Below are 25,716 nucleotides of genomic sequence, written 5' to 3'. Positions count from 1 at the left end.
TTAAGTAAACGGGTATGACGGACACGTTAAACCGGATTTCGATCGTCCAGCTTTGATGAAATTCAGTCAACTAATTCATGACCGCCAGAGGGTTGGGAAGGGACAGGTACCGGGCGGACGCCCCGTCCGCGCCGGTCCAGCGGAGCAGCAGATTGGCCTTGCCGGGCAGGTCAGGGGCGGCGAGCAGCTCCCTGATCTCGGGGAGGCCGTGCGCGGTGTCGAACCGGAGGAGTTCGCGCCGGACGGCGGGCCACAGTGATCCGGACGCGCCCGGGTGTCGTTCACCGATTGCATATGCGATTTCGGTCACATGGTTGACGAGCAGGCAGTAGACCAGCCGCTGCCAGCCGGCCGCGCGGCTCACCGCGGGCAGCCGTTTGACGCCCTCGGCGTCGCGGAAGAGCGTCTGGGCCGGGAGGCCGGCCCGGTCGAGGGCGATCAGGGTGTTCTGGAGGTGCGCTTCCAGGACGATGCCGTCGCGGGCGAACAGGTCGAGCACCGGCGGCACCACCTGGCGCAGGTACGCCACCCACCAGGCGACGGGGTCGGCGAGCCGGTCCAGCGGGCCGCCGGTGAAGCCCTCGGCGAGGGAGGCGGCCAGCAGCGGGGTCGCGCCGGGCAGCAGGTGGGCGTCCAGCCCGTCGCGGACGAGGACGGCCAGCTCCTCGAAGGCGAAGGCGGCGGTCCGGTAGCCGCGGTCGCTCAGCCAGGCGGCCGCCCCGGCGCGGTTCCCGTTCTCCGCCCGGGCGTCGAACGCGGCCTCGACCGCGGCGTCGGTGTCCCGCAGGGCCAGCAGGTCGTGCCGCCACAGCCGCCGTACGTCGTTCGTGATCCGTACGTCGAGGCTGAACTTGGCGAACAGGTCGGCGGTTCCGTCCCGGCCCGGCACGTACACGGTCCGGACCGAGGCGGTGGGCCACACCGGGCGCCGGGTCCGGCCCAGCCGGAGCAGCCGGCCGTCCTCGAGGGCGTCCCGCACGGCCGGGGTGTCCGCGACCAGGTCGAGCTGCCAGGGGTGGGCGGGCAGCAGCCGGTAGCCGGGCGGGGCGGCCGGGCCGTCCAGCAGGCCGGCCAGCGACTCGACCATGCCGGCGGCCCGCTCGCCGCCCTCCTCGACGGCTTGGTCCGCGCGGACCGCCAGGAACTCCAGCGGGAAGCTCGCGTAGGCCTCGGGCGCGTACGGCAGCCAGGTCCGGGCCGGGCCGCCGCCGCGGGTCTTGGGTGCCGGGTGGCAGGGGTGCCCCATCACCAGGGACTGCTCGGAGCGCAGGTACGGGTCCTCGGGCGGGCGGGCGCCGTTCCGGGCGGCCAGCAGGGCGGCCACCACCTCGCGGCTGTCGGCCATTTCCGCGGGCAGTTCGTCGTTGGGCACACCGGTGCTGCGGCGAAGCTCATCGGCGGTGAGTTTGACCAGCTCGGCGTGGCCGAGCGGCCGCCATCCGGCGGCGGTGCGCAGCTCGGGCCGGACGGGACGGCGCCCGCCGGCCACCCGGAGCAACCGCCCGCTGCCGCGCAGCCGGTGGATGCCGCCGTCCACGCGTTCGGCCGCCTCTTGGAGCAGGCAGTTCAGGAGCGGAGCGGAGGCGTACGCATCGGCGGCGTCGGAGATGTGGTTCACGGATTCCTAGTATCCGGGGTGAGAGCCAAGGAAGCGGAAGCGGGTACACACATGGATGACCGGTACGTGTCGGCCTCGCCGGCCGAGGATGCGATCGCCGGCGAGCTGGGCGCCGTACGCCCGGATCTGGTCCCGGGGTTCCGGGCGGCCCTGCCCGGGGCGCGGGCCGCGGTGCTGACCCGGCTGTGGCGCGGGCTGGCCGTCGACCCGCTGCCGTGGGTGGTGCGGCGGGAGACCGGGGCGGCCGGGCTCACGCTGGAGCTGGCGGGGGGTTCCCGGCTGCGGGGGCCGCGGGCCGATCCGTACGCGACGGCGGCGTATGTGACCCGGGTGGAGCTGGACGGGCGGGAGTTCCGGCAGGCCGGCGCCCTGATCCGGGCGCTGGGGCTGCCGCACGGGACGGGTTTCGCCGAGGAACTCGACCACAGCACGGCCTCGTTGGCGCTGTCCCGGGCATCGGCCGAGAGCCGGGCCGCCCGGGCGGGCGGAAGCGCTCCGGCCGGGCCTGCCGGGTCTGCCGGGCCGGTCGCGCAGGTCGCGCAGGTCGCCGGATGGGAATGGGAGCAGCGGGTGGTCGACGGGCACCCCTACCACCCCAACTGCCGTTCCCGGCCGGGGTTCTCGGCGGCCGAGCAGCTGGCCTACGCGCCCGAGCACGGCGGGGTGGTCGAGCTCGGCCTGGCGGCCGTGCCGGCGGACGGGTGCCTGGTGACCGGCGCCTGGCCGGCCGCGCTGCGGGACGGGGACCGGGTGCTGATCCCGGTGCATCCGTGGCAGGCCGGGCACGTCCTGAAGTCGCCCCCCGACGGGCCGCCGGGCATCGCCGCCCACCCCCTGATGTCACTGCGGACGCTCGCCCCGGCGGACGGGGCCTGGCCCGGCGGCGGCCCCGGTCCCGCCCCGCACGTCAAGACCGCGCTGAGCAGCAGGCTGACCTCCTCCGTCCGGGACATCTCGGTGTACTCGGTGGAGACGGCGGCGGCGGTGTCGGCGTTCGCGCAGACGCTGTCCGAACGGCTGGACGGGCAGCTGCACTTCACCCGGACCCTGGGCGCGGCCACGGCGCTCACCCCGGATCTGGCGGCGGTGCTGCGCGAGGCTCCCGAGGTGTACGCCGATGCGGACGCGGGCGAACGGGTTGTCCCGGTGGGGGCGTTGGCATCGACCGGCCTGCCCTGCTCCCCCGGCTGGACGGACCGGTTCGCCCGGCTGGCGCTGTCGGTGTGCCTGCGGGTGCTGGAGCTGGGGGTGGCGTTGGAGGCGCACGGCCAGAACCTCCTCGTCGTGCTGTCCGCGTCGGGCGAGCCGCTGCGGCTGGTGTACCGCGATCTGGCCGACGTACGGATCAGCCCGGCCCGGCTGGCCCGGCACGGGCTGCCGGTCCCGCCGGTGGCCGGCCGGCTGGTCACGGACGACGAGACCACCCTGCGGCGGAAGCTGTTCGGATCCCTGCTGGCCGGGGCGCTGGGGGCGACGACGGGTTCGGCGGCGGCCTTCGGCGAGGCACTCGCCGCCGCCTCCGGCTCCCTGCCGGACACCCCCGACACCCGGGCGCTGCTGACCGCCCCGTTGCCGACCAAGGCTCTGACGCTGATGCGGCTGAGCGTCGGGGTGACGGGTGATCAGTGGACCACGCTGGCCAATCCGTTGGCGTGAAACGGCGGAGGGCCGGCCCGCCCGGGCCGGCCCTCCGTGTGCTCGTTCGCCGAGGCGTCCGGTCAGCGGCGGCGCTGGGCCACGATGGCGCGGGTGACGATCGGCGGCAGCAGGTCCTTGGCCAGCTTCTTGACCTTCGACTGCGGGCGGCGCACCGGGGCGGGGGCCGGCTTGGCGGCCGCCGGAACGGGGGCCGGGGCGGGCGCCGGGGCCGGCTCGGGGGCCTTGTAGCGGGACTGCGGAAGGGCGGGGGCGATGGCGCGCTCGCCGCCGATGCGGATCAGCGGGGCGCCGGCCACCTCTTCCACGCCGTGCCAGAGGTCCTTGCGGGTCTCCAGCCAGGCCAGCAGCTCCTTGCGGAGCGGCTCCGCGTCGCCCCAGGTCGCGTACAGCTTGGTGCCGGTCACACAGATGACCTGCAGGCCGTCCTCGGCGACCGCGCCCCAGACCGCCGCGCCGACGCCCGGGCAGTGCTCGGCACGGTAGTCGTCGAAGACGACGACCGCGTCGGGGGCGCCGACGACGCGGGAGGCGGCGATGTCCCCGTTCACGTGCTCGTAGAGGTGGGAGGCGTCGATGTGGATGAAGCGGCAGCTCGCCCCGCGGACCTTGGCGGCGACCACGGAGGTCGGGGCCATGATCACGGTCGGCAGCTCGTCGTGGAAGGCGAGGTAGTTCGCCTCGAAGGCCCGCCGGGTGAGGGTGGAGTAGGACTTCTGCATCTCCTCCGTGTTCGACTCGTCCGGAGCGGGCGAGTCGAAGAGGTCACAGACGGTGAACTCCTCGTCCTTCTTGAGGTAGCTGCCCAGGAAGATGGCGCTCTTGCCCATGTACGCACCCAGTTCCAGCAGGTCGCCGCCCTGCCCCGGGTCGTCGTTCTGCCTCTTCAGGAACCAGTCGAACAGCAGCTGGTCGACTGCCCAGAACCAGCCCTTGACGTCTTCGAGCTGGGTGGGGGCGGTCAGGGCAGCAGCGGAAGCTTCAGACATGGAGCGGTCGTCCTCCAGGAAAATGGCACGGATCCGCCGCACAGCCTCTCTGCACGGGGACCGTCTGCATCTCCGACCCTAAACCCGAATCGGCTCTGTGCAATGGCTTTGTGACAACTGTGCGATCTCTTCTGGGCGTCGGGGTCAGGGGCTCGATCGGACGGGTGCCTCCCGGGTGCCGGCCGCGGCGGGTGCGGGCACCGGCGCGGGGGCCGGCACAGGGGCCGACGCGGGCTCCGGGGCAGGGTCCGACGCGGGCGCAGGGGCAGGGGTCGATGCGGATGGCCTGGTGGCGGGCCCGGAGTGGGCCCGGCGGGTGCGGCGCGGGTTCCCGAGGGTCCGGGGGACCAACGGCAGGCCGGTGGCGGTGAGCGGGTCCGCGGGCGGCAGCGCGAGGTGCCGGCGGAGTTCGGCCAGGGCGGTGTGGACGGGGGCGAGGATCAGCGGGGCGCCGGGGTGGGTTCCGGCCAGGGCGTGGGCGGTGGTCTCGATGGCCTCGGCGGCGTCCTCGGCCGCCGCCTGGCTCCACCGGCCCGGCCCGGCCACGTCGTGCAGGTGGCAGGCGGCCTCCGCCACGGCATCGGCCCGTTCTCCGACTCCCGGCGCGGCAACGGTCGGCATCAGCTCCATGCCGAGGTCAACGACCGCTGGGCCGGGACGTAATTCCCGGTGGAGCGGGCCGGCGCCGTGCCAGGATCAGGGACATGACCAATCGGGCAGCTTCTCTGCGTCTCCAACAGCTGATCGAAGCCCTGACCGCGCTGGCCGCGGACGCCGAGGCGCAGACGGCGTGGCTGCGGCGGTACGCCGTCCCGACGGACGAGCTCGCGCTGAACTTCGACGACGCGTTCTGGGCCGTCGGCCCGCTCCCTGCGAAGGCACTGGCCGGATGCCGGACGATCGACGCCACCCTCAACGGGATGAGCGGCCCCGGCAGCAGCCGGCGCTGGGAGCCGGCGGCGCTGGCCGGTGATGCCGGGTGGGCGCTCGTACGGCGGGTGGCTCGCGAGGTCCTGGACGGGCTGGAGCGGGAGGGCGTGGCGCGGATGCCCGAGATCGAGGTGATCCGGTGAGGGCCGCGCGGGTGCCGTTCGGGGACGTGCTGCGGGAGCAGTTGGGGGAACCGGGGCGGGCACGGCGGCTGGGGAGCAGTCCGCGGTCGCGGGTGTGGCGGATGGAACTGGCCGCGGGCCCGGTGGTGGTGAAGCAGAGCGTCGGCGGGGCCGATGCCGGGGCGCGGTTCGAGCGTGAGGTGACCGCGCTGCGGCTGTCCGGGCGGCGCGCGGCGGGTGTGGTGCCGCAGCTGCTGGCCGTGGACCCCGGGGCGCGGGTGCTCGTACTGGAGCACTTGGAGCACCGGCCGCCGGGCCCGGAGTGGCTCGTCGGGTACGCGGCGGCGCTCGCCCGGCTGCATGCGGCGGGGCGGGCCGAGGACGCCGGGCTGCTGCCGCGCTGGACGGGGCCGGGCGGGCAGGACGTGGAGGCCTTCCTGGCGCTGGCGGACCGGCTGGGGGTGCCCCGGCCGGCCGGGGTGCGGGAGGAGCTGGCCGGTCTGGTGCAGCGGCTCGCGGAGGCACCGGGTCATGCGCTGCTGCACGGGGACCCGTGCCCCGGCAACGACCTGCACACCGGGGACGGGATCAGGTTCGTCGACTTCGAACAGGCCTCGCTGGGCAGCGGGCTGGTCGAGCTCGCCTACCTGCGCATCGGCTTTCCCACCTGCTGGTGCGTGACGGCGGCGGCCGAGCCGCTGCTCGACCGGGCGGAGGAGGCGTACCGGGAGGTGTGGCGGGCGGAGACCGGCGGCGAGGTGGGCGGGGGACTCGCGGACGCCTGTGCGGGCTGGCTGATCCGCGGGGACGCCCTGGTGCAGCGGGCCCGCCGGGAGGGCCCCGACCACCTGGCCCGGATGACGTCCCGGGACTGGACCTGGGGCACCGCGACGGCCCGGCAGCGCCTGGTGCACCGGCTGGGCGTGGTGGCCCGGCTGACCGCCGACGACACCGCCCTGGCGGCGACGGCCCGCCTCTGCGCCGCCCTGCGCACCCGGATGCTGACCCGCTGGCCGGCCCTCCCACCGGTCCCGGCCGAACGGCCGGCATAGCGCCGGATCCTGGGGCTGGCCCGCGTCCGGTCGATCACTGCCGGACGAGGGCCGCCCACTGGAGCCAGAGCGGCAGCAGGAGCAGGGCGGCCACCGACGTCTTGATGACCAGGGCGGCGGACAGGTCGACGTCGATGTCGTAGCGCTGGGCGAAGATGAACAGGTTCTGCGGGGTGGGCATGGCCGCGATCAGGACCAGGTAGGCCAGCCAGTCGCCGGTCACCCCGAACACCGCCCCGCAGACCGCCCAGGTGAGCAGGGGGAAGGCCAGGCATTTGAAGGCGATGATCGCGGCTTCCTCGGCCGTGGTGCCGCGCAGGTTCAGCCCGAGGCCGCCCAGGTGGAGGCCGAGGGCGAACAGCGCGACCGGGGAGGCGCTGTCGCCGACGAAGGCGAAGCCGTCGAGGAGCACGTCCGGCACCGGGACGGACAGCAGGTTGAGCAGGATGCCCGCGTTGCAGGCGAGGACCAGGGGGGTGGCGAGGGAGGCGCCGACGGCGCGGAGCGGGTGGCGGCCGGCCGGGCCGGCCGTACGGCCCAGCTCCATCACCGTGATGACGATCATGGAGAGTACGCAGACCTGGAACAGCAGGACCGGGAACACCGGTGCCGCGGTCCCGAACACCGTGATGAACACCGGTACGGCGAAGTACGCGGTGTTGACCTGCACGGAGGCCATGATCCGCAGGGCCGCCCCGCGCGGTCCGCGGCCGCCGTAGAGCCGTGCGACCAGGCCCACCGCCAGGACCGCGAGTCCGGCGGCGGCCGCGTAGCCGAGGATCGCCCGCCACTGGAACAGGGCGCCGAGGTCGCTCGCGTAGATGTTGCCGAACAGGTAGCAGGGGACGGCGAACAGGAAGGCGTAGTCGGCGAAGGCCTTGGAGGTGTCGGCGGGCACCACTTTGCGCCGGGCGAGGAGCACTCCCCCACCGAAGGCCAGGACCACGGGTATGAGTTTCTCCAGTGTTGCTGCCGTTCCCACCGCTCGAGCCCCCGCCGTCCCGCGTCCCGCTGTCCGCGTCCCGCTGTCCCTGTTCTGCCGCGGCCTGGAGACTACGCGTCGGGATCACGAAGAGCGGACCCAGGCGGTGATCTTCGCGTACGAGGCGGGGCCGGTCCCGCCCGGCGACCGCGGCTGAGGCGTTTCTTTCGGATCATCCGGATCGTTGGCCCGGGTGCGCCCTGACTTCCGAGGGCAGGCGAACGGAGAGCCCCGTGCGAATGACCGACATCCAGCGTTGCGAGATCCGGCCCGGACGTCTTGTGGAATGGACGCTGCATCCGACGACCGTCGCGGCGGCGACCGGCCTGTCGGAGGATTCCCGCCCGCCCGCGTACGTCCAGGAGTCCCACGTCCGCACGGCGCGGTCGGTGCACGAGGACGGCCTGTTCGTACCGACCTGGATCGGCACGGCCTTCGACATGCCCGGGCAGGTCGATCTCGACGTCCTCCACGAGGCGCTGCGGGCCTGGACCCTCCGGCACGAGACGCTCCGCAGCGGCTTCCGCTGGGTCGGCGACGAGATGCGGCGCTTCACCCTGGACGCCGACGACGTCGTGCTGCACCGCCAGGACGTCGGCAGCTTCTCCGACGCGGCGACGCTGACCCGCTACCTGCAGGACCGATTCGACGGCGCGGCCAACGCCCTCACCTGGCCGAACTACATCTACACCGCGGTGGTCAGGGAGGACGGCACGAGCATCTACATGGCGTTCGACCACAGCAACGCCGACGCCTACTCGATCTACCGCATCGCCGCCGAGGTGCACGAGCTGTACGAGGCGGGCCTGGAGGGCCGCACCGTGGATGCGCCACCGGCCGCCAGCTACGTCGACTTCTGCGCGAGCGAGCGCACCGACGCCGACCGGATCGACGCGACGCACGCGATCGTCGCCCGCTGGCGGGAGTTCATCGGCCGGTGCGACGGGAAGCTGCCCGGCTTCCCCGTCGACCTCGGTCTCGAGGCCGGAGGGCCGCTGCCCCAGCAGAAGCTCATGCACGAGATGCTCGTGGACGACGCGGACGCGGCGGCGTTCGAGGCGTACTGCCGCCCGTACGGCGGAAGCCTGGTCGGGATCCTCGCGGCCAGCGCCCTCGTGCTCCGCGAGATCGGCGGGCACGAGGTGTACCGCACCGTCGTACCGCTGCACACCCGGGCGAAGTCCCAGTGGTCGGACTCGGTGGGCTGGTACGTGGGCGGTGCGCCGATCGAGATTCCGGTGGCGCAGGCAGCGGATTTCGACGGCGCGCTGGGGATGGTCCGGGCCGCCCTGCGGGAGAACCGGGCGCTGGCCCGGATGCCCATCGCCCGTGTGCTCCGGCTGCTGGGCTCGGACTTCCGGCCCACTTCTCCCGATCTGTACTCGATCGTCTCCTTCGTCGACACGCGCGCGGTCGTGGGCTCGGAGCGGTGGCAGGACCTGAATGCGTACGGGCTGATCCGGGTGTCGTACGGCGACCAGGTGTGCGCGTGGACCACCCGGCTGCACGAGGGGCTGCAGTTCGCCGGCCGCTACCCGGACACCGACATCGCGTACAAGAACCTGCGGTTGTACGTCGAGGGACTGCGGGAGCTCATCGTGGCGGTGGCCCGGAAGGAGTCGGCCGTGCGCGCCTGAACGCGTGAGGGCGCGTAAAAGCGCATAAAGATCGTCAAGGGCCGGGCGTGAGCTATGTTGGACGGGAGCGGCGGGAGAAGGAGGCACGAGGTGCCATCGGGGCAGCGGGCACGGGCGCAGGCCGCCGCGATCAAATCCAGCGGCCAGGCGCCGGAGCACGAGCGTGCCCCGGCGGACCGGGTGCGCGCCCTGTTCAACGGGCACCGCCTCTCCCCCGGCCAGCGCCGCATCGCGCAGTACCTCATCGACCACCTGACCGAGGCCGCCTTCCTGTCGATCACGGAACTCGCCGAGCGGGTCGGGGTGAGCCAGCCGTCCGTGACGCGGTTCGCCACCGCCCTCGGTTTCAGCGGCTACCCGGCGCTGCGGGACATGCTCCAGCCGATCGCGCTGAGCGCGGTGGCCGGGTCGCCGGAGAGCAGCAGGGAGATCCGCCGCAACGAGCTCCAGGCGGCCGTGGACGCCGAGATCGCGAACCTGGAGAACGTCCGGCGGCTGCTCGCGGACACCGACCAGGTGCTCGACCTCGGGCGGGAGCTGGCCCGGTCGGTGCCGTTGACCGTGCTCGGCCTGCGGATCTCGGTCTCGCTGGCCCACTACTTCGCCTATGCCGCCCGCCGCATCCACCCCGATGTCCGGCTGATCACCGAGGGCGGCAGCGTCGCCTACGACGCGCTGATGCAGTCCCGGGCGGCAGGCGGGACCTGGGTGCTGGCCTTCGCCATGCCGCGGCACGCCAAGGAGACCCTCTCGGCGCTGCAGGCGGCGCGCAGCGCCGGGCTGCGGGTCGCGCTGATCACCGACCTCACGCTGGGGCCGCTGGTGGAGGAGGCGGACGTGGCCCTGACCGCGGGGACCGGGGCCCGGCTGGTCTTCGACTCGTACGCGGCGCCGGGCATCCTGTCCGCGGCCGTGCTCCAGGCGATGGCGGACGCGGACCCGGAGCGGACGCAGGCGCGGCTCGAAGGCTACGAGCAGGTCGCCGAGCAGCACGGTTTCTTCCTGTAGGGCGGCTTCGTCCGGCTCCTCCCCTCTCCGACCTGGGGATTTTCAGCCCTGGTGCGGCATGAAATTTTTCATACCCTTGCCTACTCGACGGTATATATGTTTACTTCAGGCCACGCGAACCACCCAGGCCGGCGTTCCTCCTCCTCACGTCGGCCGGACCCCGCGTCGGACGGGCCCTCACATCCCGCACGGCGCACCCGGCGGCCTCGGTCAACCCCTGGGCCGAGGCCGCCACCCCCTCTCGATCACCGTTCGACACCCCTTCGGAAGCGACGAGAATGCCCACGACCGCCCAGATGGTACGCACCTCCCTCAGCCCCGACTGGCCCTGTCAGGTCAAGGCCCCCGGAACGCACGACTGGGAGCGCACGGCCGCCCGCTGGCTGCGGGACCTGCTGCCGGCCCGCTACGCCGGGTACTCCACGCTCACCCGCCACCCCATGCTGCTCGCCCGCCACGCCCAGCTCCAGGTGCAGCACGAGATCCGCGCGGTCCGCGTGGCCCTGCACACCAGCCGCCAGGAGCTGCCCGCGCTCGGTGTGGCCGAGTCCGTGATCGAGAACTCGATCCGGATGTACGCGGTGGAGCTGGAGCAGCTGGGACGGCTGGCCCGCGGCATACGGCTGGTCAGCGAGGCGCTCCTCCGCTAGGGCGCCGCGCCTCGCCGTCCGGGGGTCTTACGGTCAGAACCGGTTGGATCCGGCCATCGGGAAGCGTTGCGGCTCGGGCCGGACGAGCGGCTCGCGCCGGTCCGCACCGCCCGGCGCGGTCCGGCAGGTCACGTCCTTCGCGGGCAGCCGGCCGGTGACCAGGTAGGTGTTCACAGGGGCGTTCACACAGGAGGCAGGGTCGGCGAGGTAGACGCCGTGGCCCTCACCGCCGGCCGCCAGCACCATCCGCGAACCCTTGAGCGCGCGGTGCAGGCCCTGGCCGCTGGTCAGCGGGGTCTGCGAGTCCCACTCGTTCTGCACGGTGAGCACCGGGGCCGCGGTCTTCATCGGCGTCTCCGCCTCCAGCGGCCGCTGCCAGAAGGCGCAGGGCTTGATGTTGGAGGCGAAGTCCCCGTACAGCGGGTAGGCGGCCTTGTCCCGGGCCGCCTCCTTCCGGTACCGGCCCGGATCGCGCGGCCAGCTGTCGGTGTCTCCGCACACCACGGACCAGAAGACGGCCGTCCCGTTGTCGGAGGGCCGCTCGGGGGCGGTCATCCGCCGCATCAGGTCCGGCAGTCGCAGACCGGCCGGCTTCCCCTCGGCGGCGGCCTTCAGCGCGGCAATCACCGGAGCGGCCTGCGACGGGTAGAAGAAGATGCCGCGGCCGGCCCGGATGTCGTCGCCGGTGAGCTTCATCCCCTCGTAGTCGATCGGCTCCCGGTCGGCGCGGGCCACCAGGTCCCAGAAGGTCTTGGACACGGCCTGCGGGGTGGCGCCGAGGTGGTACTCCCCGTCGCGCTCGGCCGTCCACCGGGTCCACCGGGCGAAGGCGGGCTCGGCCTCCGTGGCCCACACCTGGATCATGCCGCGCCAGATCCGCTGCGGGTCCACACCGCTGTCCAGCACGAACCGGTCGGTCCGGTGCGGGAACATCTGCGTGTAGACCGCGCCGAGGTAGGTGCCGTAGGAGTAGCCCAGGTAGGAGATCTTCCGCTCGCCGAGCGCCGCACGGATCGCGTCCATGTCCCGCGCGGTGTTGCGGGTGGTGATGTACGGCAGCACCGAACCGGCGCTCTTGCGGCACTTGTCCGCGACCGTCCGCGCCCACGCCGCGTCGGACCGGAACGTCTCCGGCCGGTACGGCCGGTGGATGTTCTGCTCGGCCTCGGTCATCCCGCAGCCGATCGGGCTGCTGGCGCCCACCCCGCGCGGGTCGAAGCCGATGAGGTCGTACCGGTCGCGCACCTCCTTGGGCATCGCCCCGTGCACCTCGAGGGGCAGGTCGAGTCCCGCCCCGCCCGGTCCGCCCGGATTGAGCAGCAGCACCCCGCGCCGCTCGGCCGGGTTCTGGCTCTTCATCCGGGACACGGCAAGGTCGATGGTGCGACCGTGCGGGCGGCGGTAGTCGAGCGGGACCTTGAGGGTCGCGCACTCGAAGGCGGCCGGCTGGTCCGGGCTGCAGCGGTGCCAGGCGGGCCGGTGCGGGAGGTATGCGTCCGCCGGGTCCGCGGCGGCCTGGGTCGCGGACAGCAGCGGAACGGCCGTCACGGCGAGACCGGCTGCGGCCAGCAGGGTTCCGAGGCGTTTGAGGCGCACGAAGAGCCCGTCCTTTCCTTGGAGTTGGGTACGCGCCTCACCCTGTTGCATCCGACCGCAGAGCGAATCATTCCGGAGGTTCGATCCGCATACTCCTCACGACCGAGCCCAAATTAGGACAACTGGCCGACACGCCATTGCCCTTGTGCCGGCCGGCGCAGCCCCCTTGCCGCGGCCGGCTCCGCCACCCCCTACCTGGGTAGGACACCCGGGCCGGCACGAACGAAACCCCCGGGTCCGCGCTGCGGATCCGGGGGTGTGTCGCGGTGCGGTGGCGGCGTCAGGCGATGGAGGCCGAGACGATCGCGGCGACCGCGAGGTTGCAGGAGGCAGTCACCCAGACCGCCGGGTGCGGGTGCGGGTCGACCACTATGGCGCCGAGCTTGCCCGGCGTCACCAGGTCCACGACGAGGAAGGCCACGGCCATCAGCACCAGGCCGAGGACGCCGAAGGAGGCCGTGGCGGCCAGGCCCTTGCCGAAGTCGTCGTAGGTGGTCCAGATGGAGGTGAAGACGATGCCGCCGATCCCGAGCAGGGCCGAACTCAGCATGATTGCCGCATTCCGGTTGCGGTCTTCCCAGATCTGCCGGCCGAGCTTCCCGGGCGTCAGCACGTCCACCAGGACGATGCCGAGGATCAGCAGCACCAGGCCGAGGGCACCGTAGGCAGAGGTGCGGCCAAGTCCGTTGATGATGTCGCTCATTGAGAAGCCTGTCTCCGGATGTGGATGGGCGGGTGTCGATGGGAAGCTGAATCTATCGCACGGATGGCGGAAAGCCGACGGCCGGGGAGGGTGCATGCTGCGGATCCGGGCGGCGCGGACGGCGGAGGCCGCCGCACTGACCGAGCTGGTGCTGCGTTCCAAGGCGCACTGGGGTTACGACGCCGCGTTCCTGGCCGCCTGCGCCGCGGACCTGCGGATCCGCCCCGAGGACATCGCACACCGGCGGGTCGCGGTCGCGGAGGACGCGGACGGGACGGTGCTGGGTGTGGCCTCGCTGGAGGACGGGCCGGACGGGGCCGTGCTCGGGCTGCTGTTCGTGGAACCGGACGCCATGGGGCGCGGGGTGGGGCGGGAGCTGTACCGGAACGCCGTGCGGCGGGCCCGGGAGCTGGGCAGTCCGCGGCTGGTGATCGATGCGGACCCGCAAGCGGCGGGCTTCTACCGGGCCATGGGCGCCGTCCGCACAGGGCAGCCGGCGCCGGAGGGACTGGTCCGGTTTTCGGTGGAGTTGCCCCCGCCGGCCCCGTGGGTGGCGGCATGGACCGGCGGCCGGCCGGCCGTGCACCTGGGCAATGTCGCCGAGTTCAACGCGCAGTTCCGCGACGCCTCACTGGACCGGTTGCAGGGCCCGGCGCACCACTACGCCTCGCTGGCCGCCTTCTACAGCCCGCAGCCGGCCGCCCTGGTGCTGCCCCGGCCGGCCCCGGCGGGCTGGCTGGAGCTGCTCACCCGGCAGTTGGGGTGGGAGCCGGTGGAGCTGTACGACGGGGTGGCCGGCAGCGGGCCGGGGCTGTCGGCGGCCGTGCTGGCCCGCCCGTCGCTGGCCGGGCGGCTGCACGCGCTCGGGCTGCCGCTCATACCGTGGGGGCAGACCGAGGCGTTCGGCCGGCTGTCCGGGCGGCCACTGCCGGCGGACGCGCTGCGCTACGAGTCCAAGGCGGCCTCGCACCGGCTGTTCCGCCGCCTGGCCGGGACCGGCCGGCACCCCGGGATCGTGGTGCCCGACCAGGCGTACGCCGGGACCCGGCGGGCGGCGGCGCGGCTGCTGGCGGACCGGGCGCGGGCCGGGCGGACCACGGTGCTGAAGTCGGAGCACGGGGTGGGCGGCTCCGGGACCACGGTGGTGACGGCCCGGGAGGTCCGGGAGGCGGGCGGGGCGCGGGCGGTGCTGCGTCGGCTGCCGCGCGGGCCGCTGCTGGTCGAGGAGTACGTGGGGGGAGGTGCCGGAGCCGGGGCGGTGCGGGACCTGACGTACGACGGGTTCGTGGACGGGTCCGGCCGGGTGTGGGAGGCGGGCGCCGCGGTGATGGAGGTGGCCGGCACCGGGTACGCGGGGGCGACGGTGGGCCCCGGGGTGGTGCCCGGGGCCGCCGAGGGCCCGCTGCTCGGGTTCGGGCGGGCGGTGGGGGCGGAACTGGCGGACTCCGGGTACCGGGGCTGGTTCGACGTGGACTTCGTGCTGGACGCGCGGGGCCGGCCGGCGCCGACCGAGACCAACCTGCGGCTGACCGGCCCGTCGATCGCCTTCATGGTGGCGGCCCGGCTGGACGAGGTGCGCGGCGGCCGGCACGTCGTACGGATGGTGGACCGGGTGGAGCTCGGGGCCCGCCTCCCCGGGCCGGCGCTGACCGAGTTCCTGCAGCACCTGTCCCGGTCCTGCACCGCCTTCGACGCGGTCTTCCTCCCGGCCATCCCGACCGCCGCCTTCGATCCGGCCCCGTTCCTGGGGGTGCTGCTGGGCGCGCATTCGGTGGCGGCGGTGGACGCGGCGGAGTCCCTGGTCCGGGAGGAGGCACGGCGCCTCGGCGAGATGTTCCACCCTGCGGACAGCGCCTAGGCAGGTGGCGCCGCGAGCTCCACAGGGGCGCACGGGGCGTGCGGGGGCGCATTGGCGCGCGGCGCGCCACCGGGGGTTCCGCGAGCCTGTGCGCTCCGTGCACCGCCGTGCGATTGCATCCCGTGGTGAAGCGTGACCAACGGCGCAGACCGAGCTGCAACGCCTAGGAGGCACCATGCCGAACGACCTGCACGAAGCCGGCACCCTGACCCTGGACGAACGCCGGCTCCTCGTCGACCAGGCGCTGGTCCTGTTCGAGCAGAACTACGTCCACCTGCCGCTCAAGACGGCCATGCACGCCGTGAATCCGGTGCAGCGCCTGCGCGTCCTGCGCCGGCGGCTGGAGCGGCAGACCGCGGACACCATGCCCGAGGAATGGCTGTTCCACGCCGAACTGTCGGAGATCTTCCACTCGGTCCGGGACCTGCACACCAACTACCTGCTTCCCGCCCCCTTCGCGGGCCGGATCGCGTTCCTCCCGTTCCTGATCGAGGAGTACGCCGACGAGCGGGGCCCGCACTTCCTGGTGACCCACGTCGCCGAGCAGTTCCCGGTCGACGACCCCAGGTTCCGGCCCGGTGCGGAGGTCACGCACTGGAGCGGCACCCCCATCGCCACGGCCGTCGACCTGCACGCCGCCCGCTTCGCCGGCAGCAACGCGGCCGCCCGGCGCAGCCGCGGCGTGCAGTCCCTCACGGTCCGTCCGCTGCGGATGCACCTGCCGCCGTTCGAGGAGTGGGTGGCCGTCAGCTACCTGGACGCCGACGGCAACCGGCAGGAGCTGCGGGTGAACTGGCAGGTCGACGAGAGCCTGCCGCCACTGGTCGACGCGGACGTCGTCAGCGAAGCCGCCCTGAGCCAGGGCCTGGACCTCGACGCGGACGAGACCGGGCGGGCCAAGGTGAAGCTGTTCGCCCCGCGTGTCGTCGAGCAGGAGCGGGCCGCCGCGGCAGGGGAAGAGATCCCCGTCTCCGCAGGGGAGGTCCCCACCTCGATGCCGACGGTCTTCCGGGCGCGCGAGGTCCGTACTCCCTCCGGCACCTTCGGCCACATCCGCATCTTCACCTTCGCCGTCCCGGATCCCGGGAGGTTCGTCGCCGAGTTCATCCGGCTGATCAGCGCCCTGCCCCAGAACGGGCTGATCGTGGACGTGCGCGACAACGGCGGCGGCCACATCCACGCGGCCGAGTTCGCGCTCCAGGTACTGACCCCGCGCCGGATCACCCCCGAGCCGGTGCAGTTCCTCAACACCCCGCTCAACCTGCGCATCTGCCGCAAGCACGAGCACAACCCGGAGATCGACCTCGGTACCTGGGTGCCCTCGATGGAACAGGCCGTCGAGATCGGCGCGACCTTCTCCAACGCCTTCCCCATCACGCCCGAGGACGGCGCCAACAGCATCGGCCAGACCTACTTCGGCCCCGTCGTCCTCATCACCAACGCACGCTGCTACTCGGCCACCGACATCTTCGCCGCGGGCTTCCAGGACCACCGGATCGGGACGGTCCTCGGGACCGACGACAACACCGGGGCCGGCGGCGCCAACGTCTGGACCCACGGCCTGCTCAGCGCCCTCCTGGAGGGGGAGGCCGGCGTGCCCTATGCCGAGCTGCCCAAGGGAGCGGGCATGCGCGTCTCGATCCGCCGCACGCTCCGCGTCGGTGCTCTGTCGGGAACGCCCGTGGAGGACCTGGGCGTCCTCGCCGACGTACGCCACCGGATGACCCGCCGGGACCTGCTGGAGGACAACGTCGACCTGCTGGCCCGGGCGGGCGAACTGCTGCGGACCCGGCCCCCGCGCACCCTCACGATCACGGACGCCTCGCGTACCGACGGCTCCCTGCGGCTCAAGCTGAAGACGGCCAACGTGGACCGGGTGGACGTCTACCTCGACGAACGGCCGCGGGAGTCAGTGGACGTCGCCGACGGCCAGGTCGACGTCACGGTGGACGACGCGAGCGCGGCCGAGGCGGTGCGGGTGGACGGGTTCGCGAACCGCGAGCTCGTCGCGAGCTGCCGGAAGCGGCTCGGCTGAGCGGGCCGGCCGGGCGGACCGGGCTGGGCGGACCGGGCGGGCGGGGCGGGCGGGTCGGGCGGGCGGGTGACTCGGCCGAGCGGGCCGGCCTGGTGGCTCGGCCGCGCCGCTCGGCCGGGCGGCTCCGGACGCACTGCACGCCCTGGACGCCCTGGACGCCCTATTGGCGGTCGGCGGGTTTGCGGGTCAGGTAGAGGGCGACGATGGCCGCCGCGAGCATCAGCGGGATGTTGAAGGTGTAGACGAGGGCGGCCTGCCGGGGCCAGTCCGTCTTGGCCGCCAGCCGGTAGAAGTTGTCCTGGGGCCACCAGGCGACCAGCAGGTAGACGACGGCCAGGTGGGCGGCCGTGGCGAGGGCCCGGGGGCGGCCGGTGCGCAGCATGCGGTCGCGGCCGGCGAAGAGGAAGACCACGCCGGCCGCGAAAGCCAGGCATTCGAAGAGGTGGAGGACGAAGAAGAGCGCGGCCCAGGGGCCGGGGACGCCGGCCAGTTCGGTGGAGCCCGGCCAGATGGCATCGGTGAGGAAGAAGGCGAGGACGGCCAGCAGGACCGTGGCGCAGCCGGCCGGCATGGCGGCCGGGGCGCCGTCCCCGCGCAGGGCACCGTACTTGCCGCTGCCGCTCCGTACGGCGGCGGGTTTCGGGGGCAGCGGAAGGGCCGTACGGTCCTCCTGGCCGGCCCGGTTGCGCGGCAGGGCGGGCAGCCGGACCACCGTCACGGGGATCTCCTCGGCGGGCAGGCTGCCGCTGAGGTGGGCCCGCAGGGTGGCGGCGTCCGGCAGGCGGGGGGCCGGGATCGCTGCGGCCGGGCGGGCGGCCGGGGCGAGGTACGCGACGAGGCGTTGCTGCAGCGGGCCGTCGGACACGCTGCGGACGAGGGCACCGCCGACGGCCGGATGCTGCCGGATGGCGGATTCGATCCGGTACGGGTCCACCGTGCGGCGGCCTGCGGTGATCCGGTCCCGGGCCCGGCCGGCGAACTCCAGCAGGCCGTCGGCGCGGAGCAGGCCCAGGTCGCCGGTGGGGACGGCATCCCCGCCGTCGGGCGGGGTGAGGAGGATCTCGCCGTCGCGGAGGTCGACCCGGCAGCCGGGGAAGGGGATGCCGAGGAGGGTCCGGCGGTCCGGGTCGTCGAGGGGGCGGGACAGCTGCGGCAGTTCGAACCAGGTGCCGGTGCCGGCGGTCTCGGCGGTGCCGTACACGTTGAGGAGCCGCACGCCCGGCCGCAGCCGGCCGTGCAGTACGGCCTGGTCGCCCGCATAGAGGCGGTCGCCGGTGACGGTGATCAGGCGGAGGGCGTTCAGCTCCGCGGGCGCGGCGGGCCCGTCGCCGAGCGGGGCGAGGAGGCCGGCGAGTGCGGCCGGATCGGTGTGGAGTACGGAGACCGCCTCGGCGTCGATCAGCCGGCGGAGGCCGGCGCTCGCCGCCCGCTCCGCACCGGCGGCCCCGCCGGCCGCCGCCCCGCCGGCCGCGGCCCCGGTTCCGGCGGCTCCGGCGGCTCCGGCGGCGATCAGGGCACCGCCGGAGCACAGGGCCCGGGTCCAGCCGGCCGCGAAGGCGGGGACATCGGGGCGGGCGGTGATCAGGTGGCGGTCGTCGGGGCCGAACCGGGCGGTTTCCGCCCAGGCGTCGTGAGCGGCGAGCAGCCGGGCGTGGCCGGTCCGGACGGGCCGGGGTTCCGTTCCCCCGGTGAACAGGACGGCGGCGGTGTCGCCCGGGGCGGTCCGGGGCGCTCCGGCGTCGTGGGCGGCGATGCCGGCGGCCTCTGCGTCGAGGCCGATCACCCGGTGGCTGCTGCTGCCCGAGTCCAGCCGGGGCCGGTACCGGGCGAGGGTGAGGAGGACGTACGGCCGTATCGTGCCGAGTTGTCGGAGGGCGGCCAGCCGGTCTTCGGGGTCGAGGAGGGCGTAGGCTCCGCCCGCCTTGAGCACGGCGAGGACGGCGACGAGGGTGTCGGCCGGATCGGGGACGGCCACCGCGGCGGTGGCTCCCGGCGGCAGCCCGGCGGCGAGCAGGTGGCGGGCCAACCGGTTGGCCCGCTCGTCGAGTTCCCCGTAGCCCAGAGTCTGCCGGCCGGAGACGACGGCCGGGGCGTCGGGGGTGTCCCGGGCCCACTGCTCGAAGCGGCGGGTGACGGTGTCGGTGGTGCGCGGACCGGATCGGGAGGATTCGGGTTCCTGCGTCATGTGCCGATGATGCCACCGGCCGCCGACAGGGGACGAGAATCCCTGGCGGGTACGGGAGTTGGCATCGGCGCCCGCTTCTTCGGCGCCTCCCGGCGGCTCCTGCCCGCGGCTCCTTTCGGCGGCCCCTCCGGGCAGCTCCTTCGGGGCCCTTCGGTCGTTTCCTTGACCTCAAGCTTGGTCGAGGTTCTAGCGTCGGGGCATGGATATGGAAGTCACCGCCTGGACCTCGCTGCACAGCGCCATCAACGCGCAGTCCGACCGCCGGCCGTTCTCCCGCGCGGTGCTGCGCCGGGTCGCCTCCTTCGCCCGCCCCCACCGGCGCGGCCTGCTGTTGTTCCTGCTGCTGAGCGTGGTCACCGCGCTGCTGGCGGTGGCCACTCCGGTGCTCGCCGCCCGGGTCGTGGACGCCATCGTCGACGGCGGCAGCACTGGTCAGGTCTCCCGGCTGGCGCTGCTGATCGCGGTGATCGCGGTGGCCGAGGCGGGGCTGGGGCTGCTCACCCGGAAGCTGTCGGCCACGCTCGGCGAGGGTCTGATCCTGGACCTGCGGACGGCGGTGTTCGACCATGTGCAGCGGATGCCGGTGGCCTTCTTCACCCGCACCCGGACGGGCGCTCTGGTCAGCCGGCTCAACAACGACGTCATCGGCGCCCAGCGGGCGTTCAGCAACACCCTGTCCGGGGTGGTCGCCAACTCGGTGACCCTGCTGCTGACCTTGACCGTGATGCTGAGCATCTCCTGGCAGATCACGCTGCTGGCGCTGGTGCTGCTGCCGGTGTTCGTGCTGCCGGCCCGCCGGATGGGCACCCGGATGGCACGGATGCAGCGGGAGGCCGCGCAGCTGAACGCGGCGATGGGCACGCAGATGACGGAACGGTTCTCGGCGCCCGGCGCGACCCTGGTCAAGCTGTTCGGACGGCCGGCTGACGAGTCGGCGGAGTTCGCCGCCCGGGCCGCCCGGGTGCGGGACATCGGGATCCGTACGGCCATGGCCCAGTCGGTGTTCATCACCGCGCTCACCCTGGTGTCGGCGCTGGCGCTGGCCCTGGTGTACGGGCTGGGCGGGTACTACGCACTGCGCGGCAGCCTGGACGCCGGCTCGGTGGTCGCCCTGTCCCTGCTGCTGACCCGGCTGTACGCCCCGCTGACCGCGCTGGCGGGGGCGCGGGTGGAGGTGATGAGCGCGCTGGTCAGCTTCGAGCGGGTATTCGAGATCCTCGACCTGAAGCCGCTGATCGCGGAGCGGCCGGACGCCCGCCGGGTGCCGGAGGGGCCGGTGTCGGTGGAGTTCGACGGAGTGTCCTTCGGCTACCCCTCGGCCGACAAGGTGTCGCTGGCCTCCCTGGAGGAGGTGGCGACGCTGGACTCCCGCGGGGGCACCCCGGTCCTGCACCAGGTGTCGTTCCGCGCCGAACCCGGGCAGATGATCGCCCTGGTCGGGTCCTCCGGCGCCGGCAAGTCCACCATCGCCCAGCTGCTGCCCCGGCTGTACGACGCGGACGCCGGGGCGGTCCGGCTGAACGGGATCGACGTACGGGACCTCAGCGCCGACTCGATCCGGGAGACGCTCGGCATGGTGACCCAGGACGGGCACCTCTTCCACGAGTCGGTACGGGCGAACCTGCTGCTGGCCCGGCCGGACGCGGCGGAGGAGGACGTCTGGGAGGCCCTTCGCCGGGCCCGGCTGGACGGGCTGGTGGCCTCCCTCCCGGACGGCCTGGACACCGTGGTGGGCGAGCGCGGGTACCGGCTGTCCGGCGGGGAACGGCAGCGGCTGACCATCGCCCGGCTGCTGCTGGCCCGGCAGCGGGTCGTCATCCTGGACGAGGCGACCGCCCACCTCGACTCCACCTCCGAGGCGGCGGTGCAGGAGGCGCTGGGCGAAGCCCTGGCGGGCCGGACCGCGGTGGTGATCGCGCACCGGCTGTCGACCGTACAGGCGGCCGACCAGATCCTGGTGGTGGAGGACGGGCGGATCGTGGAGCGGGGCACGCACGCGGAGCTGCTGGCGGCCGGCGGGCGGTACGAGGAGCTGTACCGGACGCAGTTCGATCCGGCCGGAGCGGGCGGCTCGCTGCCGTCGGGCGCATGATGCTGGCATGCCGCCGGATGCCCTGGAGCAGCGTGAGGAGCAGATGATGGACATCAAGCTGGAGCTGGTCGCCGTTCCCGTCACCGACGTCGACCGGGCCAAGGCCTTCTACGAACAGGTGGGTTTCCACGCCGACCACGACCACCGGGTGAGCGACGAGATCCGCTTCGTGCAGCTCACCCCGCCCGGGTCGGCCTGCTCGATCGCCCTCGGCAAGGGCCTCACCCGGATGGCACCGGGATCGCTGGACAACATGCAGGTCGTGGTGGCGGACATCGAGGCGGCGCACGCGGATCTGACCGCCAGGGGCATCGAGGTGAGCGGGATCGACGACCAGCCGTGGGGTTCGTTCGTCTACTTCGCCGACCCGGACGGCAACCGCTGGGCGGTCCAGCAGACGGTCCCGCGCAACGCGCCGGACCCGTCCTGAGGATCCGCGTCCGGTTCCGGTTCAGCCGGCCGGCTGCGGGCGGCGCAGGGCCACCACCCCGACGGCCAGCGCCCAGTAGACGACCAGGGCGGCCGTCAGGGCGGTGTTGCCCCAGCCGACCGCGCTGTAGAAGCGGGCCGCGTCCGTCCCGAAGAACAGGGAGGGGACGAAGGCCAGGTTGACCGCGGCGACGGCGTAGGCGGCGCGGGCCGTCCAGCGCGGCAGGACCCCGCTCCGCCGGATCGCGTATCCGGCGGCCGTGAGCGTGATGGCGGTCAGCAGCCGCGCCACGGAGCCGTGCAGGAGCATGTTCGCGTGGGCGATCGGTCCGTCGACGGTGGGGTCGAGCAGGCCCTCGGGGTGTTCGAGGACCACACCGGCTTCCAGGGAGGCGGCGACGAGGGTGACGACCACGTACGCCGTCCCCGCCCCGAAGACGAGGCCGCCGAGCCACTCGTAGCCGGCTCCTGCGGCACGGATCAGCTGGCGCAGGCCCGCCAGGAAGACCAGCAGGGCGCCGCAGGTGAGCAGGTTGAGCAGGATCCGGGTCAGGACGTTCCCGGCGGGCGGCGGGCCGGCGTACAGGAAGTAGAGCGGCACGCTGACGGCTGCGAGGGCGCCGGCCGCGATGCCGGAGGCGCCGGTGAGGCGCCGGATGACGGAGTGGTCCACCATGCGAATTCCCCTTCTGCGTATGCAATACGCTCAACGTAACACGTACGCAGAGCGGGGAGGCTTGAACGGGTGCACTCCGATGGGGTTGGGTGACGGCATGAGTGCTGAGCCGGTCCTGGTGGTGATGGGCGTCGCGGGCACCGGCAAGACGACGGTCGGCCTGCTGCTCGCCGCCGCGCTCGGCGTCCCCTATGCCGAGGGAGACGCCTTCCACCCCCCGGCGAACATCGCGAAGATGTCCTCGGGCATCCCGCTGGAGGACGCCGACCGGGGGCCATGGCTGGACGCCGTCGGCGCGTGGGCCGGCGGGTGCGGGGAGCTCGGCGGGGTGGTGTCCTGCTCGGCGCTGAAGCGGACCTACCGCGACCGGCTCCGCTCGGCCGCCCCCGCCGTCGTCTTCGTCCACCTCACCGGCGAACGCGCCCTGATCGAACGGCGGATGACGGCCCGCACCGGCCACTTCATGCCGGCCGCCCTGCTGGACTCGCAGTTCGCCACCCTGGAACCGCTGGAGCCGGACGAGCAGGGCGTGCCCGTGGACGTCGCCGGCACCCCTGAGGAAATCACCGAACGGGCACTGGCCGCGCTCCGCTCCCGGCGGGGCGGAACCGGCTAAGGGGTGTCTTGTCGATCAGGCCGGATCAGGGAGCGGCGTCTGGCGGTGCCAGGTGCCGCGAGCCCGGCCTGATCGACAGGACACCCCTTAGGGCAGCGCCGGGCCGCACCCGGCAACAGGGAACGCGGCGGGCCGGTCCGGGTGCCGGGGCCGGGGCCTAGCCCTTCAGTCGTTCCTGCAGTTCCTCCGTGTCGGCGAGGAACCAGGTCTGGCGCCCGCGGTTGCACTCACGGACGAAGTCCTGCAGGGCGGAACTGGCGCTGGTGTGGCGGGAGATGTCGCCGAGGACGACGATCCCCATGCGGTATTGGACGAACTTCTGGATGATGTCGCCGGCGACGCGGGTGCGGAGCCGGAAGAAGGTCTCGTCGAGCCGTTCGGCGGGGATGACGACCCATTGGGCACCCTGGTAGCCGGCGTTTCCGATGAGGTCCAGGGCGTCGGCTTCGCCGCCGATGGGCTCGCCTTCGGCGGGGCACATCAGGACGGGCACGTCGTGGATCGTCTGCAGGGTGCTCATGGGGGGCGAGCCTAATTCGGCACGCGGAGGCGGTCGACCCGATTTCGATCGCCACTGCGTCAGCCACTCCGGCCACTGTCCGGAGGGAGAGACAACGGGCAGGGGCAACGGGACGCCTCGGCAAACGGTGCGGACGACCGTCCAGGTTGCCGGTGGGCGTTGCTGTAGGCGTCCGCAGCCCCGGCTCCGCCGCAGCGGTCACTCCCGCTGTCCCCGCATCGCCACCAGCCGGTGAACCACCTCGGAATCCAATGCCGGGTTCGCCGCGGCCGCGTGGGCCAGCTCCTCGTCGTCGAGGAGTTCCGTCAGCCGGGGCTGCGGAAGATTCGGGTGGCGTGCCAGCGCGGCTCGCACGGCAGGGTCCGGGTCCCGGGTGAGCCGTTCTACGGTTGCCGGCGCGGCCTGGGGGTCGCGGGCGGCCAAGGCGCGGACCTCGGGGTCGTCGTGGTCGGCGAAGGCGGACAGGCCGGTGGTAGGGAAGTTCGGCCGGGTGGTGAGGTGCGCACGCTCGTGGCCGTTGTACTCCAGGAAGCTGCGCAGCAGTAGTGAAGCCGGGGCGTCCGGATGGTGCTGGGCCAGCAGGACGCGTACGCCGAGATCGTCGTCGACGGCCAGGCGCGCTACGAGGTCGGGCGGCAGAGAGCGGTCCGTGGCCGCCTTCCGGCGCAGCAGCGGGTGGGCGGAGCTCGCGTCTCGGCGGACGTCCTGGGGGTCTCGGGGCACGGAGGGCTCGGCCTCGAGGTAGAAGCATTCGTCCGTGGGGATCTCGTAGTCGATCTCGGCCCGTTCCTCCTCGCTCAGCTCGGGGTGCACGGATAGAGCCAGCCGGACCTTCGGGTCGGGGTCCGCGGCGAGCGCGCGGCGCTCGGCAGGTCCGAGGTCCGCGCGGCGGGCAATCCTCTCGCGCACCCTCGGGTCGGGGTCCGCTGCGAGCGCGCGGCGCTCGGCAGGTCCGAGGTCCGCGCGGTGGGCAATCGCCTCGCGCACCGCGGGGTCCGGATCGGTGGACAGGAGAACCACCACGTCGGAGTGCAGGCTGGGGTTGCCGGCGATCGCCTCCCGCTCTCGCTCGGCCACCGGAGCGGTGAGGACGGTGTCCACGACAGCTCTGCTGAGGGCCCGGTACATCAGAATGTCCCAGCGTGCGTGGCACGACCGGTCAGGCAGTTCGCGCTCCACCCACGCCGAATCCTGGTATCGCGCCTGCCTTTGCGCTCGCTCCCTGACGTCCTCGTCGGCGTCAGCCAGCAGCGCGGCCCGTGTGCCGGCGGGCAGCAGACCCCACTCTCCGACCCCCCAACAGCGGACCTTCGCAACCGGATGGGTGGGCATGGACCTACGCAGCCCGGTGGAGATCTGCCGGTAGAAGGTGCCGTGCAGCAGCTCGCCGTCGTACGTACTGATCATATGCACGACAGTTTTGTCAGGTAGCGGCCTGGGCGCACGCCCGGCAGGCAGGCGGGGAGCCTCGGCAAGGTGGGCACGGACGAACCATTCCGGGTCGTCCACCAGTTGTGCCCGTTGTGCTGGATCGACATGGGGGTTGCGGGCGAAGAAGCTGCGGGTGCGGGTGTCAGGGTGCTTGAGCACGGCGTCTACAACAGCGTCGGGCAGGATCCGGTCCCGGCACAGCACCATTCGTACGGCCAGCGGACCGTCGGCGAGCAGCCGCAGCAGGACATCTTCCGGCGAGGACGGATTCAGAGCCACCCCGGCGAGCCGACGCGTAGGCAGATCAGCGGCCTCCCAGATGTCCTCAGGCGTAGGCATGTGTCATGACCCCCGTGTCTCAACTGGCCTCCTCGGGGCCATCGGGGCAATGACCTTACCGGCCTCGCCCGGTTGCAGCCGGTGGGCGGCAATCATGGAACACCAGGGCGAAACACGGCAGCGTCCGACCTCCCATGATCGCCCGGGCAAGTCCTAGTCGGTCGGGACGCAGAGGACCGGGAGGTGGGGCAGGTGCCGGTCCAGGTGGCGAGTAGGTGTTGGAGGAGGTCCAGGGCCTGGTAGAGGGTCAGGCCCTGGCAGGGGCTTTTGGGCTGCTCCGCTGTTCGGTGAGGAACAGGTGGGCGGCGGTGACGAGGGTGACGTGTCGGTGCCAGCCGGTGAAGGACCGTCCCTCGAAGTGGTCCAGGCCCAGTGCCGTTTTCAGTTCGCGGTAGTCGTGTTCGATCCGCCAGCGTGACTTCGCCAGCCTGACCAGGTCCTTCGCCGGGATGTTGGCGGGCAGGTTCGAGACCCAGTACTTCACCGGCTCCGCTTCCCCTTCAGGCCACTGCGCGATCAGCCAGGTCAGCGGGATCGTTCCGTCGGCAGCGGGTTTCGGGCGCCGGCCGGCGAGACGGACCCGCAGAAGCAC

At 73.2% G+C, this 25,716-nt stretch carries 22 protein-coding genes; 11 read left to right on the top strand and 11 right to left on the bottom strand.

The window, feature by feature from the left end; all coding sequences use genetic code 11:
• Positions 1–70 precede the first annotated feature (70 nt).
• Complete coding sequence (locus tag AB0447_RS17040) at positions 71–1,618, bottom strand: IucA/IucC family protein (protein ID WP_366477466.1); 1,548 nt, start codon at positions 1,616–1,618, stop codon at positions 71–73.
• A gap of 51 nt (positions 1,619–1,669) precedes the next feature.
• Between AB0447_RS17040 and AB0447_RS17035 the strand changes: the two genes are divergently transcribed.
• Complete coding sequence (locus AB0447_RS17035; protein WP_366477465.1) at positions 1,670–3,274, top strand: IucA/IucC family siderophore biosynthesis protein; 1,605 nt, start codon at positions 1,670–1,672, stop codon at positions 3,272–3,274.
• 62 nt (positions 3,275–3,336) lie between these two features.
• Here the strand turns inward: AB0447_RS17035 and AB0447_RS17030 are convergent, their stop codons facing one another.
• Positions 3,337–4,263, bottom strand: a complete 927-nt coding sequence (locus tag AB0447_RS17030) for a class I SAM-dependent methyltransferase (protein WP_366477464.1) — start codon at positions 4,261–4,263, stop codon at positions 3,337–3,339.
• A gap of 144 nt (positions 4,264–4,407) precedes the next feature.
• Positions 4,408–4,884, bottom strand: coding sequence for a hypothetical protein (locus tag AB0447_RS17025; RefSeq protein WP_366477463.1), 477 nt, complete (start codon positions 4,882–4,884; stop codon positions 4,408–4,410).
• An 83-nt stretch (positions 4,885–4,967) separates the two neighbouring features.
• Between AB0447_RS17025 and AB0447_RS17020 the strand changes: the two genes are divergently transcribed.
• The gene (locus tag AB0447_RS17020) at positions 4,968–5,336 is read left to right on the top strand and encodes a hypothetical protein (RefSeq protein WP_366477462.1); all 369 of its coding nucleotides are present in this window, start codon (positions 4,968–4,970) and stop codon (positions 5,334–5,336) included.
• Positions 5,333–6,367 carry an aminoglycoside phosphotransferase family protein gene (locus AB0447_RS17015; protein ID WP_366477461.1) on the top strand — a complete coding sequence of 345 codons (1,035 nt, stop codon included), beginning with the start codon at positions 5,333–5,335 and terminating at the stop codon, positions 6,365–6,367. Before AB0447_RS17020 ends, AB0447_RS17015 begins: the two co-directional genes overlap by 4 nt.
• A gap of 34 nt (positions 6,368–6,401) precedes the next feature.
• Here the strand turns inward: AB0447_RS17015 and AB0447_RS17010 are convergent, their stop codons facing one another.
• Complete coding sequence (locus AB0447_RS17010; RefSeq protein ID WP_366477460.1) at positions 6,402–7,349, bottom strand: AEC family transporter; 948 nt, start codon at positions 7,347–7,349, stop codon at positions 6,402–6,404.
• A gap of 239 nt (positions 7,350–7,588) precedes the next feature.
• On the opposite strand from AB0447_RS17010, the gene AB0447_RS17005 reads away from it, so the two are divergent.
• From AB0447_RS17005 to AB0447_RS16995, 3 genes are all read left to right on the top strand, one after another.
• Positions 7,589–8,986, top strand: a complete 1,398-nt coding sequence (locus AB0447_RS17005; RefSeq protein ID WP_366477459.1) for a condensation domain-containing protein — start codon at positions 7,589–7,591, stop codon at positions 8,984–8,986.
• Positions 8,987–9,076: 90 nt separating this feature from the next.
• Positions 9,077–9,994 (top strand): MurR/RpiR family transcriptional regulator, encoded by a 918-nt coding sequence (locus AB0447_RS17000; protein ID WP_366477458.1) that lies wholly within the window; start codon positions 9,077–9,079, stop codon positions 9,992–9,994.
• A 278-nt stretch (positions 9,995–10,272) separates the two neighbouring features.
• A complete protein-coding gene (locus AB0447_RS16995) occupies positions 10,273–10,644 on the top strand; it encodes a hypothetical protein (protein WP_366477457.1) in 372 nt (123 codons plus the stop codon).
• Between the two features lie 33 nt (positions 10,645–10,677).
• On the opposite strand, the gene AB0447_RS16990 is transcribed toward AB0447_RS16995, so the two are convergent.
• Entirely contained in the window at positions 10,678–12,240 is a 1,563-nt protein-coding gene (locus AB0447_RS16990; RefSeq protein WP_366477456.1) for an alpha/beta hydrolase, read from the bottom strand.
• 280 nt (positions 12,241–12,520) lie between these two features.
• Positions 12,521–12,943 carry a DUF350 domain-containing protein gene (locus tag AB0447_RS16985; protein ID WP_366477455.1) on the bottom strand — a complete coding sequence of 141 codons (423 nt, stop codon included), beginning with the start codon at positions 12,941–12,943 and terminating at the stop codon, positions 12,521–12,523.
• Between the two features lie 94 nt (positions 12,944–13,037).
• Between AB0447_RS16985 and AB0447_RS16980 the strand changes: the two genes are divergently transcribed.
• Entirely contained in the window at positions 13,038–14,801 is a 1,764-nt protein-coding gene (locus tag AB0447_RS16980) for a GNAT family N-acetyltransferase (RefSeq protein WP_366477454.1), read from the top strand.
• A gap of 175 nt (positions 14,802–14,976) precedes the next feature.
• Entirely contained in the window at positions 14,977–16,836 is a 1,860-nt protein-coding gene (locus AB0447_RS16975; protein WP_366477453.1) for a S41 family peptidase, read from the top strand.
• A 160-nt stretch (positions 16,837–16,996) separates the two neighbouring features.
• On the opposite strand, the gene AB0447_RS16970 is transcribed toward AB0447_RS16975, so the two are convergent.
• Positions 16,997–19,021 (bottom strand): AMP-binding protein, encoded by a 2,025-nt coding sequence (locus AB0447_RS16970; RefSeq protein WP_366477452.1) that lies wholly within the window; start codon positions 19,019–19,021, stop codon positions 16,997–16,999.
• Positions 19,022–19,220: 199 nt separating this feature from the next.
• Between AB0447_RS16970 and AB0447_RS16965 the strand changes: the two genes are divergently transcribed.
• Positions 19,221–21,113 (top strand): ABC transporter ATP-binding protein, encoded by a 1,893-nt coding sequence (locus tag AB0447_RS16965; RefSeq protein WP_366477451.1) that lies wholly within the window; start codon positions 19,221–19,223, stop codon positions 21,111–21,113.
• 46 nt (positions 21,114–21,159) lie between these two features.
• Complete coding sequence (locus AB0447_RS16960; protein ID WP_366477590.1) at positions 21,160–21,543, top strand: glyoxalase superfamily protein; 384 nt, start codon at positions 21,160–21,162, stop codon at positions 21,541–21,543.
• Between the two features lie 21 nt (positions 21,544–21,564).
• On the opposite strand, the gene AB0447_RS16955 is transcribed toward AB0447_RS16960, so the two are convergent.
• Positions 21,565–22,218 (bottom strand): hypothetical protein, encoded by a 654-nt coding sequence (locus AB0447_RS16955; RefSeq protein WP_366477450.1) that lies wholly within the window; start codon positions 22,216–22,218, stop codon positions 21,565–21,567.
• Positions 22,219–22,315: 97 nt separating this feature from the next.
• Between AB0447_RS16955 and AB0447_RS16950 the strand changes: the two genes are divergently transcribed.
• Positions 22,316–22,834 (top strand): gluconokinase, encoded by a 519-nt coding sequence (locus AB0447_RS16950; RefSeq protein ID WP_366477449.1) that lies wholly within the window; start codon positions 22,316–22,318, stop codon positions 22,832–22,834.
• Positions 22,835–22,991: 157 nt separating this feature from the next.
• Here AB0447_RS16950 and AB0447_RS16945 read toward each other — a convergent pair whose 3' ends face one another.
• From AB0447_RS16945 to AB0447_RS16935, 3 genes are all read right to left on the bottom strand, one after another.
• Positions 22,992–23,354, bottom strand: a complete 363-nt coding sequence (locus tag AB0447_RS16945; protein WP_366477448.1) for a DUF4180 domain-containing protein — start codon at positions 23,352–23,354, stop codon at positions 22,992–22,994.
• A gap of 198 nt (positions 23,355–23,552) precedes the next feature.
• Entirely contained in the window at positions 23,553–24,761 is a 1,209-nt protein-coding gene (locus AB0447_RS16940) for a hypothetical protein (protein ID WP_366477447.1), read from the bottom strand.
• 610 nt (positions 24,762–25,371) lie between these two features.
• Positions 25,372–25,716 (bottom strand): transposase (locus AB0447_RS16935; RefSeq protein WP_366477446.1); only part of this gene is annotated, 345 nt, incomplete at its 5' end.

Source organism: Streptomyces sp. NPDC051211 (genome assembly GCF_040689505.1).
In the GTDB taxonomy this organism is placed as follows: Bacteria; Actinomycetota; Actinomycetes; order Streptomycetales; family Streptomycetaceae; genus Streptomyces.
Note: the sequence above shows the minus strand (reverse complement) of the source record. Positions and strands in the feature narration are given on the sequence as shown.

What these genes read in the sequence shown, in the direction of transcription:
- AB0447_RS17035 (WP_366477465.1), top strand. Translation starts at nt 1,670, where the DNA reads ATGGATGACCGGTACGTGTCGGCCTCGCCGGCCGAGGATGCGATCGCC.
- AB0447_RS16970 (WP_366477452.1), bottom strand. Translation starts at nt 19,021, where the DNA reads ATGACGCAGGAACCCGAATCCTCCCGATCCGGTCCGCGCACCACCGAC.
- AB0447_RS16985 (WP_366477455.1), bottom strand. Translation starts at nt 12,943, where the DNA reads ATGAGCGACATCATCAACGGACTTGGCCGCACCTCTGCCTACGGTGCC.
- AB0447_RS16945 (WP_366477448.1), bottom strand. Translation starts at nt 23,354, where the DNA reads ATGAGCACCCTGCAGACGATCCACGACGTGCCCGTCCTGATGTGCCCC.
- AB0447_RS16965 (WP_366477451.1), top strand. Translation starts at nt 19,221, where the DNA reads ATGGATATGGAAGTCACCGCCTGGACCTCGCTGCACAGCGCCATCAAC.
- AB0447_RS16980 (WP_366477454.1), top strand. Translation starts at nt 13,038, where the DNA reads ATGCTGCGGATCCGGGCGGCGCGGACGGCGGAGGCCGCCGCACTGACC.
- AB0447_RS17020 (WP_366477462.1), top strand. Translation starts at nt 4,968, where the DNA reads ATGACCAATCGGGCAGCTTCTCTGCGTCTCCAACAGCTGATCGAAGCC.
- AB0447_RS16940 (WP_366477447.1), bottom strand. Translation starts at nt 24,761, where the DNA reads ATGATCAGTACGTACGACGGCGAGCTGCTGCACGGCACCTTCTACCGG.
- AB0447_RS16960 (WP_366477590.1), top strand. Translation starts at nt 21,160, where the DNA reads ATGGACATCAAGCTGGAGCTGGTCGCCGTTCCCGTCACCGACGTCGAC.
- AB0447_RS16955 (WP_366477450.1), bottom strand. Translation starts at nt 22,218, where the DNA reads ATGGTGGACCACTCCGTCATCCGGCGCCTCACCGGCGCCTCCGGCATC.
- AB0447_RS16950 (WP_366477449.1), top strand. Translation starts at nt 22,316, where the DNA reads ATGAGTGCTGAGCCGGTCCTGGTGGTGATGGGCGTCGCGGGCACCGGC.
- AB0447_RS17030 (WP_366477464.1), bottom strand. Translation starts at nt 4,263, where the DNA reads ATGTCTGAAGCTTCCGCTGCTGCCCTGACCGCCCCCACCCAGCTCGAA.
- AB0447_RS16975 (WP_366477453.1), top strand. Translation starts at nt 14,977, where the DNA reads ATGCCGAACGACCTGCACGAAGCCGGCACCCTGACCCTGGACGAACGC.
- AB0447_RS17005 (WP_366477459.1), top strand. Translation starts at nt 7,589, where the DNA reads ATGACCGACATCCAGCGTTGCGAGATCCGGCCCGGACGTCTTGTGGAA.
- AB0447_RS17025 (WP_366477463.1), bottom strand. Translation starts at nt 4,884, where the DNA reads ATGCCGACCGTTGCCGCGCCGGGAGTCGGAGAACGGGCCGATGCCGTG.
- AB0447_RS16995 (WP_366477457.1), top strand. Translation starts at nt 10,273, where the DNA reads ATGCCCACGACCGCCCAGATGGTACGCACCTCCCTCAGCCCCGACTGG.